Source organism: Streptomyces sp. NPDC001153, assembly GCF_053598315.1.
Genome location: NZ_JBSFJZ010000004.1, coordinates 66,212 through 80,033, shown reverse-complemented (window position 1 = coordinate 80,033; position 13,822 = coordinate 66,212). Strand labels below are relative to the sequence as shown.

At 70.6% G+C, this 13,822-nt stretch carries 13 protein-coding genes and 1 tRNA gene; 6 read left to right on the top strand and 8 right to left on the bottom strand.

Translation table 11 applies throughout. The features are described from left to right. Nucleotides 1-84 precede the first annotated feature (84 nt). Nucleotides 85-1,140: a LacI family DNA-binding transcriptional regulator gene (locus tag ACWDEN_RS05600; protein WP_351608961.1), complete on the top strand. Its 1,056-nt coding sequence runs from the start codon at nucleotides 85-87 to the stop codon at nucleotides 1,138-1,140. Between the two features lie 212 nt (nucleotides 1,141-1,352). Here the strand turns inward: ACWDEN_RS05600 and ACWDEN_RS05595 are convergent, their stop codons facing one another. Next, nucleotides 1,353-1,739, bottom strand: a complete 387-nt coding sequence (locus ACWDEN_RS05595) for a DoxX family protein (protein ID WP_351608958.1) — start codon at nucleotides 1,737-1,739, stop codon at nucleotides 1,353-1,355. 130 nt (nucleotides 1,740-1,869) lie between these two features. Here ACWDEN_RS05595 and sigJ point away from each other — a divergent pair, with 130 nt between their 5' ends. Beyond that, the gene (gene sigJ, locus ACWDEN_RS05590) at nucleotides 1,870-2,814 is read left to right on the top strand and encodes an RNA polymerase sigma factor SigJ (protein WP_351608955.1); all 945 of its coding nucleotides are present in this window, start codon (nucleotides 1,870-1,872) and stop codon (nucleotides 2,812-2,814) included. A gap of 99 nt (nucleotides 2,815-2,913) precedes the next feature. On the opposite strand, the gene ACWDEN_RS05585 is transcribed toward sigJ, so the two are convergent. The 4 genes from ACWDEN_RS05585 to ACWDEN_RS05570 form a co-directional block, all read right to left on the bottom strand. Continuing rightward, nucleotides 2,914-2,986: transfer RNA gene (locus tag ACWDEN_RS05585), tRNA-His, on the bottom strand. 129 nt (nucleotides 2,987-3,115) lie between these two features. Further along, a complete protein-coding gene (gene orn, locus ACWDEN_RS05580) occupies nucleotides 3,116-3,718 on the bottom strand; it encodes an oligoribonuclease (protein ID WP_351608953.1) in 603 nt (200 codons plus the stop codon). Between the two features lie 117 nt (nucleotides 3,719-3,835). Further along, nucleotides 3,836-5,053: a helix-turn-helix domain-containing protein gene (locus ACWDEN_RS05575; RefSeq protein ID WP_351608950.1), complete on the bottom strand. Its 1,218-nt coding sequence runs from the start codon at nucleotides 5,051-5,053 to the stop codon at nucleotides 3,836-3,838. A 378-nt stretch (nucleotides 5,054-5,431) separates the two neighbouring features. Next, nucleotides 5,432-5,701: a hypothetical protein gene (locus ACWDEN_RS05570; protein WP_351608947.1), complete on the bottom strand. Its 270-nt coding sequence runs from the start codon at nucleotides 5,699-5,701 to the stop codon at nucleotides 5,432-5,434. A gap of 316 nt (nucleotides 5,702-6,017) precedes the next feature. Between ACWDEN_RS05570 and ACWDEN_RS05565 the strand changes: the two genes are divergently transcribed. Beyond that, entirely contained in the window at nucleotides 6,018-6,545 is a 528-nt protein-coding gene (locus ACWDEN_RS05565; protein ID WP_351207354.1) for a universal stress protein, read from the top strand. 115 nt (nucleotides 6,546-6,660) lie between these two features. After that, entirely contained in the window at nucleotides 6,661-7,203 is a 543-nt protein-coding gene (locus ACWDEN_RS05560; RefSeq protein ID WP_450857421.1) for a GPR1/FUN34/YaaH family transporter, read from the top strand. Between the two features lie 69 nt (nucleotides 7,204-7,272). Here the strand turns inward: ACWDEN_RS05560 and glmS are convergent, their stop codons facing one another. Together glmS and ACWDEN_RS05550 are read right to left on the bottom strand one after the other, a co-directional pair. Next, nucleotides 7,273-9,090 (bottom strand): glutamine--fructose-6-phosphate transaminase (isomerizing), encoded by a 1,818-nt coding sequence (gene glmS / locus ACWDEN_RS05555; protein ID WP_351608941.1) that lies wholly within the window; start codon nucleotides 9,088-9,090, stop codon nucleotides 7,273-7,275. A 12-nt stretch (nucleotides 9,091-9,102) separates the two neighbouring features. Then, the gene (locus tag ACWDEN_RS05550) at nucleotides 9,103-9,360 is read right to left on the bottom strand and encodes a hypothetical protein (RefSeq protein WP_351608938.1); all 258 of its coding nucleotides are present in this window, start codon (nucleotides 9,358-9,360) and stop codon (nucleotides 9,103-9,105) included. A gap of 165 nt (nucleotides 9,361-9,525) precedes the next feature. Between ACWDEN_RS05550 and ACWDEN_RS05545 the strand changes: the two genes are divergently transcribed. Next, the gene (locus tag ACWDEN_RS05545; protein ID WP_450857419.1) at nucleotides 9,526-11,091 is read left to right on the top strand and encodes a fibronectin type III domain-containing protein; all 1,566 of its coding nucleotides are present in this window, start codon (nucleotides 9,526-9,528) and stop codon (nucleotides 11,089-11,091) included. Between the two features lie 44 nt (nucleotides 11,092-11,135). On the opposite strand, the gene ACWDEN_RS05540 is transcribed toward ACWDEN_RS05545, so the two are convergent. Continuing rightward, nucleotides 11,136-12,035: a DUF4429 domain-containing protein gene (locus ACWDEN_RS05540; RefSeq protein ID WP_450857417.1), complete on the bottom strand. Its 900-nt coding sequence runs from the start codon at nucleotides 12,033-12,035 to the stop codon at nucleotides 11,136-11,138. Nucleotides 12,036-12,097: 62 nt separating this feature from the next. Here ACWDEN_RS05540 and ACWDEN_RS05535 point away from each other — a divergent pair, with 62 nt between their 5' ends. After that, nucleotides 12,098-13,699: a beta-N-acetylhexosaminidase gene (locus ACWDEN_RS05535; protein WP_450857415.1), complete on the top strand. Its 1,602-nt coding sequence runs from the start codon at nucleotides 12,098-12,100 to the stop codon at nucleotides 13,697-13,699. Nucleotides 13,700-13,822: the final 123 nt, after the last annotated feature.

The window sequence follows — 13,822 nt, the reverse complement described above, 5'->3', positions numbered from 1 at the left end:
GCATCCCCCGGGACGGTCACTGCGGCGAACGGTGCTGTTACATTCCAGGCCAGCACCAGGAGCCGGTCGAGAAAGGCGGAGCCCATGGCAAGCCACGGAGCGCGGGGCCGGAGCGGGGGCCGGCCCACGCTCGAGGAGGTCGCCGCCCGGGCCGGGGTCGGCCGGGGCACGGTCTCGCGGGTGATCAACGGCTCGCCCCGGGTCAGCGACGCCACCCGCGCGGCGGTCGAGGCGGCGGTCGCCGAGCTCGGCTACGTCCCCAACACCGCCGCTCGGGCCCTCGCCGCCAACCGCACCGACGCCATCGCGCTGGTCGTCCCCGAGCCGGAGACCCGTTTCTTCGCGGAACCGTACTTCTCCGACATGCTGCGCGGAGTCGGTTCCGAACTCTCCGACACCGAGATGCAGTTGCTGCTGATCTTCGCGGGCAGCGACCGCGAGCGCCGACGCCTCGCGCAGTACCTGGCCGCCCACCGGGTGGACGGCGTCCTGCTGGTCTCGGTCCACGCCGACGACCCCCTGCCCGATCTGCTGGCCCAGCTGGAGATCCCGGCGGTGATCAGCGGTCCCCGCTCGGCCGGCGAGACGCTCACCTCGGTGGACTCCGACAACTACGGCGGCGCCCGCTCGGCCGTGGAGCACCTGCTCTCCCGCGGCCGCACCCGCATCGCCCATGTCACCGGCCGCCTCGACGTCTACGGCGCCCAGCGCCGCGCCGACGGCTACCGCGACGCCCTGCGCGACGCGGGCCAGGAGGTGGACGAACTCCTGGTCGAACCAGGGGACTTCACGGAAGAGGGCGGCCGCCGCGCCATGTCCGTGCTCCTCGACCGCCGTCCCGGCCTGGACGCGGTCTTCGCCGGCTCGGACGTGATGGCGGCCGGCGCCCGGCAGGTGCTGCGCGAGGCGGGCCGTCGTATCCCGGACGACGTGGCCCTCGTCGGCTACGACGACTCGGCCATCGCCCGCCACATGGACCCGCCGCTGACCAGCGTCCGCCAGCCCATCGAGGAGATGGGCCGCGCCATGATCGACCTCCTCCTCACGGAGATCGCCGACCGCCGCCCGCCCGCGTCCCGGGGGCTGGAGCGGCAGCACGCGGTACTGCCGACGGAACTGGTGGCGCGGGCGTCCTCGTGACGCCGGCGTCCACGTACGTCGGCCTGCGAGCGTCCGCGTACGTTCGCTCGCGCCGGGCCCGGAGAGGGTGGCCGGGCGGACGCGGACGGCGTCGGCAGACCGGGTCAGCGGCCGCAGGCCCGGTTCAGTGCCTCCTCCGCCTGGGCGGCCGGCGCGGTGACCAGGTCGGCCGCCGAGGGCAGGTCGGTGATCACGACCGCGGCCTCCTCCCGTCAGTGGAGAAAGGACTCGGGGCCGAAGCGGCCCCACGCCACGAACGCGGCCAGGACGATGTAGACCACGTCCACCACCATGAACCGGACCTCGTGACGCCGGAGCCGGGTGATCGCCGCACCGGTCATCAGGATCACCAGGCCGAGGGCGGCCAGCGGCACCAGAACCGGCGCGATGCCGAGCGCGGCGGGCAGGATCAGCCCGACCGCGGCCAGCACCTCCAGCGCTCCGATGGCCTTCACGCCGCCGCCGCTGAAGTCGTGGACCCACTGCGAACTGGGCCCGAACGCGGCGATCTTCTCCTTCGCCATGACCACCTTGCCGCCGCCGCCGAGCAGATAGGCGACGGCGAGCAGTCCGGTGACGATCCACAGTGCGAGGTCCATGACCTGTTCCCCTTGTTTCCCCTTGGTCCTGTCGTTCGCTGTCGGCCCTCTGAGACAGGGCACCCCGGCAATCTGTGACAGGAGCGGATACGCTGCTGGACGTCATGCGGATGTTCGAAGGGGGGAATCCGTGCCGGCAACAGCGGTGGAGACGGACGCGGACGGATACCGGTCGCTGCTGTTCTCCATCGCCTACGGGATGACCGGTTCCGTGGGCGACGCCGAGGACATCGTGCAGGACGCCTTCCTCGGTCTGACCCGGGCGCGCCGGGCCGGGACCCCGGTCGTGAACCTGAAGGCGTATCTGACCACCGCGGTGACGCGGCTGGGCATCAACTACCTGGGCTCGGCGCGGGTTCGGCGGGAGACCTATGTGGGCGACTGGCTGCCCGAACCGGTCGTCGTGTCCGCCGACCGGCCCGGACCGGCCGAGCACGCCGAACTGTCCGACTCGCTGTCGATGGCCTTCCTCGTGCTGCTGGAGGCCCTCTCCCCGGTGGAGCGGGCGGTGTTCGTGCTGCGCGAGGTCTTCGGGTACGGCTACCCGGAGGTGGCGCGGCTCACCGGCAAGTCCGAGGCGAACTGCCGGCAGATCTTCGCCCGCGCCAGAAAGCGCATCGCCCCCGGCGGACAGGCCGTCGACAGCCCGTCCCCGGGGCGGCGGGCGGAGAGCGAGGAACTCGCCCGCAAGTTCTTCGCGGCCGCCGAGGGCGGCGACATGGAGGCGCTGCTCGGCATGCTGGCGCCCGACGTGGTGTTCCAGGGCGACGGCGGCGGCAAGGCGCGGGCGCTCGCCAGGTCGGTGACCGACGCGCGGCGCGTCGCCCAGCTCCTGGTCGGCGGCCTGCGCCGGGTCGGAAGACTCGGCGCCTGCCTCGAGGCGGTCCGGGTCAACGGCCGCCCGGGCGGCGTGATCTACGACGCGGAAGGGCGCGTGGCCAGTGTGATCGAGGTCGACATCGCCGAGGGGAGGATCCAGGCGATCCGTTCCGTGTCCAACCCCGACAAGCTCGACCACCTCGGCCCGGTGTCGGACCTCGGGCGGCTGCCGGAGCGGCGGGCCGCCGATCACTGACGGCCGGCGTCCACCGGTACGGCGACCCGCGCCGGGGGCCCGGGAAAACGGATCAGCCGGTGACTCGTCTCTCGACGGAGTCACCGGCTGACCGATGAGGGTGAGTGACGGGACTCGAACCCGCGACATCCTGGACCACAACCAGGTGCTCTACCAGCTGAGCTACACCCACCACGACCGGCGGTTGAACTCGTCGTTTCCCCGACCGGCCGAGAAGAAGTCTACAGGGTCCGAAGGGGTGCTCGCGCACAGGTTTTCGCGCGGGCCGCCGAGCGGACCCCGAAAGGGCGCAGATGTGTCGTTACTGCGCGGGCAGCACGTGCTTGGCGGCGATCGCCTTCGCCGTGTCGGAGTCCGGGCCGGGCTGCGGGACGAAGATGGCCTCGCGGTAGTAGCGCAGCTCGGCGATCGACTCGCGGATGTCGGCGAGGGCCCGGTGGTTGCCGTTCTTCTCCGGGCTGTTGAAGTACGCCCGGGGGTACCAGCGGCGGGCCAGCTCCTTGATGGAGGACACGTCGACGATCCGGTAGTGCAGGTAGTCCTCCACGGCCGGCATGTCCCGCAGCAGGAAGCCGCGGTCGGTGCCGACGGAGTTGCCGCACAGCGGGGCCTTGCCGGGCTCCTTCACGTACTCCTTCACATACGCGAGGACCTGCTCCTCGGCGTCCTGGAGGGTCGTGCCGTTCGGGAGCTCGGCGAGCAGCCCGGACGCGGTGTGCATCTGACGCACCACTTCCGGCATCGTCTCCAGCGCCTGGTCCGGCGGGCGGATGACGATGTCCACCCCCTCGCCGAGTACGTTCAGCTCGGAGTCGGTGACGAGGGCGGCCACCTCGATGAGCGCGTCGTCGGACAGCGAGAGGCCGGTCATCTCGCAGTCGATCCACACCATGCGATCGTTCATGCGACCACCCTAAAGCTGACGTCGGCTTTTGGGGTCCCCCGTGTTCGGCGGGGAAGGCACCGGAGCCGGCCGGCGGGGCGCCGAAAAGGGGGCGAGCCTGTGCTCGCCCCCTCCCGATCAGCTACCGGCCCGCGGCCCCGGCAGCAGCCCCACCGCGCCCGCCGCCGTACGGCGGCTCTGCACGGGCACCCCGTTGTCCCGGTCCGGGTGCAGCATGGGTGCGTGACCCACCGGTCCGGGGCCCGCGAGGGCCGTGGGTGGGCCCGGCTGGCCGGACGCGGACAGGGACGGCTCGCTGTCGGCCGCCCTCTCGCCCTGTGGCCTGCGGGCCCGGTAGGCGGCCCGGTAGGCGGCGGGGGAGGAGCCGAGCTGGCGGCGGAAGTGCCCGCGCAGCGCGACGGGGGAGCGGAAGCCGCAGCGGCCCGCCACCTCGTCCACGGAGTAGTCCGACGTCTCCAGAAGACGCTGTGCCTGCAGCACCCGCTGGGTGATCAGCCACTGCAGCGGTGCGCTGCCGGTCAGCGAGCGGAACCGGCGGTCGAACGTACGACGGCTCATATAGGCGCGTGCCGCCAGGGTCTCCACGTCGAACTGCTCGTGGAGGTGTTCCAGCGCCCAGGCGACGACCTCGGCGAGCGGGTCGGCGCCGATCTCCTCGGGTAAAGACCGATCGAGGTAGCGCTCCTGACCGCCGCTGCGGCGCGGTGGGACCACCAGGCGGCGGGCCAGCGCGCCGGCCGCCTCGTTGCCGTGGTCCGTCCGCACGATGTGGAGACAGAGATCGATTCCGGCCGCCGTACCCGCCGATGTCAGGACGTCGCCGTCGTCCACGAAGAGCTCTCGTGGATCGACGTGCACCGACGGATAGCGCTTGGCCAGCGTCGGCGCGTACATCCAGTGGGTCGTCGCCGGGCGGCCGTCCAGCAGGCCCGCCGCCGCGAGGACGAAGGCGCCGGTGCACAGCCCGACGATGCGGGCGCCCTCCTCGTGCGCCCGGCGCAGCGCGTCGAGCGCCTCCTCCGGTGGCGGCGCGGTGATCGACCGCCAGGCCGGTACGACGACCGTCCCGGCGCGGGATATCGCCTCCAGTCCATGCGGTGCGCTGAGTTCCAGGCCCCCTGTGGTCCGCAGCGGGCCTTCCTCGCCGGCGCACACCAGCAGCCGGTAGCGCGGTACGCCGGCGTCCTGGCGGTCTATCCCGAACACCGACAGCGGAATGGAACTCTCGAAGATGGGGCCGCCGCTGAACAGCAGCACCGCGACGATCTCCTTGCGACGTCGCCCGGAGAGTTTCCGGGCTGCGGCTTCCGGCGCGGCAGTGGAGTCGTGGCTCATACTGCTAAGCCCCCCTCGGTGGTCGCGGCTCCTCGGTTGTGTCGCTCCTGCACGTTTCCCCTCGGTCCTGCACGAGTCCCCCGCCGTAAGACAGTCAAGATCGAATCTACTGGCTCCCGCGGTCTCACGGTGACCAGTTCCACACGCCCGAGATTGTCGACATGACAACTTGGCGTGAAGCATTCGATCACGAAGCGTTGCACTCGCGGAGCGTGCAGGGAAGTGCGCCTTGTCGCAGTGGCCAAACCGCGTAGGGTGCGCAGCCGCCCGTGGACCCTTTCCGTGCAGGTCGAACGGGGGTTGGAGGGTGGTTGGGGACCCTTTTCGGCACCATTCAGAAGTTGGCTGAAAAGAAGCGTTCGGGGGTACGAAAACAGGTCAGTCGACCGGTGTCCGTCGGCGGGTGTGACGTCCGCCTCTTTGCTCGGCGCAACCCGCCGCACACCGCTCCGACCGGCGCAGCAGGAAGCGGCACGCGGCCGTGACGGCGGCCAGGCCCAGGGCGGCGCCCGCCGCGCCGGCCAGCGAGGTTCCGTACCAGACGAGGACCACGGGGACGAGGACGCAGCTGAAGACGGCCCAGCGGATCACATCGCTCACGGTGTCCGGCGCGGGTGGCGGCTCGGAGGTGGATCGGTGACCGGGCATGACTCGTACTCCCTGTGGCGGTGGCTCGTCCGGTTCAACGTCTGTTCGACCGGTCGGTCACCGCCCGTACAACTGTTGATCCTGTGCAAACCGCCTGTACGGGGCAGCAACCATTGCGTTACGGGCGCCGCTCGTGCATGCTCCGGTGAACCCCTACGGATGTCGGGGGACCGCTTACGGAGCGTGCGCGGGATCTGGGCTCGGGAGGCGTGCCGCCGTACCCTTGGGGGTATGGGGTTGGGAAGATGTTTCCCGGACACAGCTCCGCCGCACACTGTCGTCCCACCCATAAAAGGATCACAACGCCGAGACAGCCATGGCCGGTCACGAATTCTTCGAACCCGCGGACCGCAAGCGGCCGGTCGCCGATCCCACGGCGGCCGATCCCCTGGCGGCGGAAGAGCCACGTCCCTCATGCGACCCTGCCTTCCGGCACGGAGTCGTCGTCGGCTTCGACGGCTCCACCTCCAGCGAGCGCGCCCTCGCCTACGCCATCGGCATGGCCCACCGCTCCCACTCGGGCCTGATCATCGTCCATGTCGCCAACCGGCTGCCGACCACCGTGTGGGCCGGCTGCGAGCCGCCCGTCTTCGTGGACGTGCCGGACCACCGCACCGAGGTCCTCGGCCTGGAGCTGGCGTGCGCGGACTATCTCGCCGAGGTGCCGTGGATCCTGGTCGAGCGGGGCGGGGACATCTGCCACGAACTCGAAGAGGTGGGGCGGGAGTACGAGGCCGACGCGATCGTCGTCGGCTCCACGCACGGCATCGTCGGCCGCATCTTCGGCTCGGTCGCGGGGCGGCTCGCCAAGCGGGCGCAGCGGCCGGTGATCGTCATTCCCTGAGCGTCCCAACTCCCTTTGTGCAGCGCGAAACTACTCGCGCGTAGAGGTGGTTTGTGCCCTTGTGAAGGGCATATATCGGTCACCGCGCAACAGCACAGCATGAAGGGAGCCCGCCGTGGACAACGGAAGTACTACGGTGGTCGGCCGACTCGCCCTGGGAATCACCCTGTTGGCATTCGGTCTCGGTACGACAGGCGTGATCCACGGTGTGGCAGCCTCCGACGCCGTGTCAGTGGCCCACTATGTGGGTGGAGTTGCTCTGTTCCTGGTCGGCCTGCTGGCCTTCCGCGGCGGGGACGCCGCCTCCGGTACGGGCTTCGTGGCCCTCGGCGCACTGTGGTTCACCTGGGCCGTCGCAGGTCAGGGCTCGGCCGACGCGGCCGGACTCTTCCTGCTCCTCTTCGCCCTGGTGGCGCTCACCCTGACCCTCGCGGGCGGGGACGGCCTGGGCCAGGTCATGCACGGGCTGCTGTTCCTGGCGATGCTGGTGCTGGCGGTGGCGGCCTTCGCCGACAGCTCTTCTCTGACCAAGGTCGGGGGCTGGCTGGCGGCCGTGTCGGGTGCGGTGGCCTGGTACGCGGCCACGGCCGCGCTGGCCCACTGGCCGACGGCGCTTCCCGGACGTGCTGCCGGCCGGGGGGTGACGGCCGCCGGCTGATTCCAGCAGCACTGAACGGACCCCCACGTGAAGGTGGCCACGTGGGGGTCCCGTTCTGCTGTGGCGGAATTACTCCACCGTCACCGACTTCGCGAGGTTGCGGGGCTTGTCGATGTCCCGGCCCAGGGCCTTCGCCGTGTGGTACGCCAGGAGCTGGAGCGGGATGCCCATCAGGATCGGGTCGAGCTCGTCCTCGTTCTTCGGGACGACGATCGTCTGGTCGGCCTTCTCCTGGTGCTGGTGGGCCACCGCGAGGATCTTGCCGCTGCGGGCCTTGATCTCCTCCAGGGCCGCGCGGTTCTTCTCCAGCAGGTCGTCGTCGGGGACGATCGCGACCGTGGGCAGGGCCGGCTCGATCAGGGCCAGCGGGCCGTGCTTCAGCTCGGAGGCGGGGTAGGCCTCGGCGTGGATGTAGGAGACCTCCTTGAGCTTCAGGGAGGCCTCGCGGGCCACCGGGTAGCCCCGCACGCGGCCGATGAAGAGCATCGAGCGGGCGTCGGCGTACAGCTCGGCCAGCTCCTTGATCCGCTCCTCCTGCTTGAGGATCTCGGTGATCTGCTCGGGCAGCTTCCTGAGGCCCTCGATGATCCGCTTGCCGTCCCGGACCGAGAGGTCACGGGTGCGGCCCAGGTGCAGGGCGAGCAGCGCGAAGGCGACCGTCATGTTGGTGAAGCACTTGGTCGACACCACGCAGACCTCGGGGCCGGCGTGCACGTAGATGCCGGCGTCCGCCTCGCGGGCGATCGCCGAGCCGACCACGTTGACGACGCCGAAGACCCGGGCGCCCTTGCGCTTCAGCTCCTGAACGGCGGCGAGGACGTCGTACGTCTCACCGGACTGGGAGACCGCCACGTACAGGGTGTCGGGGTCGACGACCGCGTTGCGGTAGCGGAACTCGGAGGCGGGCTCGGCGTCGGCGGGGATGCGGGCCAGTTCCTCGATCATCTGGGCGCCGATCATGCCCGCGTGGTACGAGGTGCCGCAGCCGAGGATCTTCACGCGGCGGATCTGCCGGGCCTCGCGGGCGTCCAGGTTGAGGCCGCCGAGGTGCACGGTGGAGAAGCGGTCGTCGATGCGGCCGCGCAGCACGCGGTCCACGGCGTCGGCCTGCTCGAAGATCTCCTTGTGCATGTAGGTGTCGTGGCCGCCCATGTCGTACGACTCGGCCTCCCACTCCACCGTGGTGGGCTCGGCGGTGGTGCGCGTGCCCTCGGTGGTGTAGGTGCGGAAGTCGTCGGCCTTGAGGGTGGCCATCTCGCCGTCGTCCAGGGTCACTATCTGGCGGGTGTGCATGACCAGGGCGGCGATGTCGGACGCGACGAACATCTCCTTCTCGCCGATGCCGAGGACGACCGGGGAGCCGTTGCGGGCCACCACGATCCGGTCGGGGAAGTCGGCGTGCAGGACCGCGATGCCGTACGTGCCCTCGATCACCCGGACCGCCTGGCGGACCTTGTCCTCCAGCTTCTCGGCGGTGGCGCGGGCGATGAGGTGGGTGAGGACCTCGGTGTCGGTCTCGGAGAGGAACTCGACACCGTCCGCCTCCAGCTTGCGGCGCAGGTCGGCGGCGTTGTCGATGATGCCGTTGTGCACGACGGCGACCTTGTTGTCGGCCGACATGTGCGGGTGGGCGTTGGTGTCGGAGGGGGCGCCGTGGGTGGCCCAGCGGGTGTGGGCGATACCGGTGGTGCCCTTGAAGCGCGCCGGGACCTTGGCCTCCAGGTCGCGCACCCGGCCCTTGGCCTTGACCATCTTCAGGCCGGGCGCCTTCGGAGAGGTGACGACGATGCCCGCGGAGTCGTAGCCGCGGTACTCCAGCCGCTGCAGGCCCTCCAGGAGGAGAGGGGCGACGTCACGCTTCCCGATGTATCCGACAATTCCGCACATATACAGGTATTCCTAGCCGTAGACGATGCGGCGCAGCTGCCTGAGCGTCAGCTCGGGCGGTGCCACCGCTCGATATTTGAGGTCCGCCCCGATCCGTTCGAAGATCTCCGCGTTCACCAGGCCCTGGGCCTGGAGTTCGCGGTGGCGGCGCCGGACGTAGTCCTCCGTCGACTCGTCGAAGTAGGCGAGCACGTCCTGGACCACCCGCAGCGCCTCGCCCCGGCTCAGGGGCGTGGACCGCGTCAGATGATCAAGCAGTTCGTCGTGCACCCGGTAGATCCTGAGCCACCGGCGCCGGTTTCGCAAGAATCGTGCCCGATATCGGGCAGATGCCTGTTGTCGGTCTGGTGGATCTCTGTTCGCCGGCTGTCCATCCTGTGTCCTGCGTCTCGTTGGAGATGTGGACCATTTTCAGGCTCCATGGACATTCCTCGTATGGGAGTACCGGAGAAGCTGGCCGCGCGCATGAGCATGGCCGAGCAGCACGAGTACCTGCGCGCCAGATTCTCCCGGCGCACCATGATCAGAGGCGGCGCCGTCACGCTCGGCGCCGTCGCGGGTGGCGCGTTCGTGCCGGGCGCCACCGCCCAGGCGGCCGTGCCGACGCAGGCCACCGCCCCCGCCACCGAGACGGTCGACGGCGCCCTGGTGGCCCCCTTCGGCCGCCACCTCGCCTACGGCAACGACCCGCGCACCGAGATGACCGTCTCCTGGCAGGTCCCGGTCGCCGTGAAGAACCCGTTCATCCGCATCGGCGCCCACCCCTGGGACCTCTCCCGCAAGATCGAGGCCGAGGTCCGCACCCTCTACACCCCGGCCGGCGTCGGCGCGAGCGGCGACCACACGCAGTACTACCTGCACGCCCGGCTCAGTCACCTGCGCCCGGGCCGGACCTACTACTACGGCGTCGGCCACGAGGGCTTCGACCCGGCCGAGCGGCACCTGCTGGGCACCCTGGGCACCTTCACCACCGCCCCCGCCCACAAGGCGCCGTTCACCTTCACCGCCTTCGGCGACCAGGGCGTCAGCTACCACGCCCTCGCCAACGACAGCCTGATCCTCGGCCAGAACCCCGCCTTCCACCTGCACGCCGGCGACATCGCCTACGGTGACCCGGCCGGCCAGGGCAAGACCACCGACACGGGCTTCGACTCGCGCACCTGGGACCAGTTCCTGTACCAGACCGAGTCGGTCGCCAAGCAGGTCCCGTGGATGGTCAGTTACGGCAACCACGACATGGAGGCCTGGTACTCGCCCAACGGCTACGGCGGCGAGGAGGCCCGCTGGACCCTCCCGGACAACGGCCCGGATGCGAAGAACCTGCCCGGCGTCTACTCCTTCGTCCACGGCAACACCGCGGTCGTCTCGCTGGACCCCAACGACGTCTCCTTCGAGATCCCGGCGAACCTGGGCATTTCGGGTGGAACCCAGACGTCGTGGTTCGAGGCCCAGCTGAAGAAGTACCGGTCGTGTGACGACATCGACTTCATCGTCGTCTTCTTCCACCACTGCGCGTACTGCACGTCCACGGCGCACGCCTCGGAGGGGGGCGTGCGCCAGGAGTGGGTGCCGCTGTTCGAGAAGTACCAGGTGGACCTGGTCATCAACGGCCACAACCACCAGTACGAGCGCACCGACGTGATCAAGGACAACAAGGTCACCAAGAAGCTCCCGATCGGCGGCACCGCCTACCCCGAGACCGAGGGCGTGGTCTACGTCACCGCGGGCGCGGCGGGCCGCAGCCTGTACGCGTTCAGCGCCCCGGACTCCTACGAGGGCCACGAGAACGAGGTCGACTCCGTCGCCTCCTTCATCAACACCAAGGACGGCAAGGTCAACGAGACCGTCGCCTGGTCCCGGGTCCGCTACCTGAACTACTCCTTCCTGCGCGTGGACGTCACCCCCGCGCCGAAGGGCCGCCAGACCACGCTGACGGTGTCGGGCATCGCCGAGACCGGTGACCGCATCGACCACTTCACGGTGTCCCGCACCGCGAAGTAAGGATTCGTCAGCGTCTCCGGGCCCGGGCGGTCCTCACCCGCGCTCTACATGCGCTTGAGGACCGCCTGCTTGGCCAGGGCGAACTCCTCGTCGGTCAGCACCCCGTCGCGGCGCAGTTCGCCCAGCTCGCGCAGGCGCCGCAGCAGGGCGTCGTGCTCGCTCTCGGCGGCCGGCTCCTTGGCGAGCGGCACGGGCTGCGGGCGTACGCCGTCCTCCCCGGCGCGGGCCGCGGGAACCGCGGGAGCCGCGGGATGCGGCAGCCGCGCCTGTACGGCGGCGGCGACCAGCGCCATCAGCGGATCCTTCTTGAACCCCCACAGCTCGACCGCGTTCGGGTCGTACTTGGGCTGGGCCGTCACCGGGGCGCCGCGCACCAGGAACCGCAGATGCCCGTTCTCCAGCCCGGCCGCCGGCTGCCACTCCACGCCGACGACGTCCGCGAGGGGGATCGTACGGGGGCCGCCGGAGGACTTGGCGTCCTCCGTCTTCCAGTTCCACTCCAGCCGCACCCGCTCCCCGTCGAAGCCCGCGGTGCCGTCCCCGGCGGAGGCGGACACCGGCAGCGGCGGCCCCGGGAGCAGGTACCCGTCGACCGGATCCGGTGAAACCCCGTCCAGCAGCAGGGCGTTGCGCACCTCGTCCGCGAAGTACTCGGCGACGCCGTACCGGTCCGACTCCACCGTCAGCTGGTACGGGTCGTTCGGCTCGGCCAGCCGGCCGCCGGTGGCCTGCGTCAGTGGATCGGCGCCGTCGCGCAGCCGCAGCCTCAGCCGGCCCGACCGCCGCCCCTGCTCGAAGGAGACACCGGCCAACGCCCCCAGCGGTACGACGAGTTCCCCCAGCTCGCGACGGAGCAGGCTCACGTTCTTGTCCCGCCCCGGGGTGAGCCGCAGGGCATCGCCGTCGAAGGCCCAGGTGCCGTCCTTCTGGATGATTTCCGCCATGGAGGGATTGTTTCATCGGATCTGCGGGAGAGTGGTCTCGACCACATCTGAAGGGAGCGCATGTGAGACGCGACCACAGCACGACTCCCCGGACACCTCGCATCCTCGGATCACTGCTGCTTCTGGCGGCGGCCGGAGCCTTCACCCTCGGCGCCGCCCCCACGGCGCGCGCGGCCGCCCCGGAACCGCTGGACCAGGTGGTGCCGGCCCCCGCGTCGGCCGAGCCCGGCGGGGCCCCGTACCGCATCACCTGGGCGACCGGCGTCCACGTCGACGACTCCGCCGAGGTCCGCCGCATCGGCACCTACCTCACCGGCATCCTCCGCCCCTCCACCGGCTATCCACTGCCGCTCACCGACCACGGCACCGGCGGCATCCGGCTCCACCTCACCCAGGGCGACTTCGGGGCCGAGGGCTACCGGCTGCACAGCGACCCGGCCGGCGTCACCATCACCGCGAGCGCGCCCGCCGGCCTCTTCCACGGCGTCCAGACCCTGCGCCAGCTGCTCCCGGCGGCCGTGGAGCGGAAGACGGTCCAGCCGGGCCCCTGGCAGATCGCGGGCGGCACCGTGGAAGACCACCCCCGCTACTCCTACCGGGGCGCCATGCTGGACGTCTCCCGGCACTTCTTCACGGTCGACCAGGTCAAGCGCTACATCGACCAGCTGGCCCTCTACAAGATCAACGAGCTGCATCTGCACCTCAGCGACGACCAGGGCTGGCGCATCGCCGTCGACTCCTGGCCGCGCCAGGCCACCTTCGGCGGCTCCACCGAGGTCGGCGGCGGCAAGGGCGGCTACTACACCAAGGACCAGTACCGGGAGATCGTGGCGTATGCCGCCTCCCGCTATCTGGAGGTGGTCCCCGAGATCGACATGCCCGGCCACACCAACGCGGCCCTCGCCTCCTACGCCGACCTCAACTGCGGCGGCGTGGCACCCCCGCTGTACACCGGCACCCAGGTCGGCTTCAGCTCCCTGTGCGTACCGAAGGAGGTCACGTACACCTTCGCGGACGACGTGATCAGGGAGCTGGCCGCGCTCACCCCGGGCCGCTACCTCCACATCGGCGGCGACGAGGCGCACTCCACCAGCCACGACGACTACGTGAAGTTCATGGACCGCGTACAGCCGATCGTCGCCAAGTACGGCAAGACCGTCATCGGCTGGCACCAGCTCACCGGCGCCCACCCCGCCAAGGGCGCCCTCGCCCAGTACTGGGGCCTGGACAGCACCAGCGCCGCCGAGAAGGCCCAGGTCGCCCAGGCCGCCCAGAACGGCACCGGGCTGATCCTGTCCCCGGCGGACCGCGTCTACCTCGACATGAAGTACACCAGCGGCACCAAGCTGGGCACGAAGTGGGCCGGTTACGTCGAGGTGCAGCGGTCGTACGACTGGAACCCCGGCAACTACCTCCCGGGCGCCCCGGCATCGTCCATCAGGGGCGTGGAGACCCCCCTGTGGACGGAGACCCTGAAGACGAACGCCGACCTCGACTACATGGCGTTCCCCCGCCTCCCGGGCGCGGCCGAACTGGGCTGGTCCCCATCGGCCACCCACGACTGGACCACCTACAAGCTCCGCCTGGCCGCCCAGGCCCCGCGCTGGGACGCCCTGGGCATCACCTACTACCGCTCGCCGCAGGTCCCCTGGCCGTCCCAGTAGCCGATCACGGACACGACGGGCACCCCGGGGGACCGTACCCCGGGGTGCCCACGGCCGCGCTCCTGAGCGACTGAAGCCACCACCACGCGTGGTGGCTGGCCACCGGGGGTTCCAGGGGCCGGC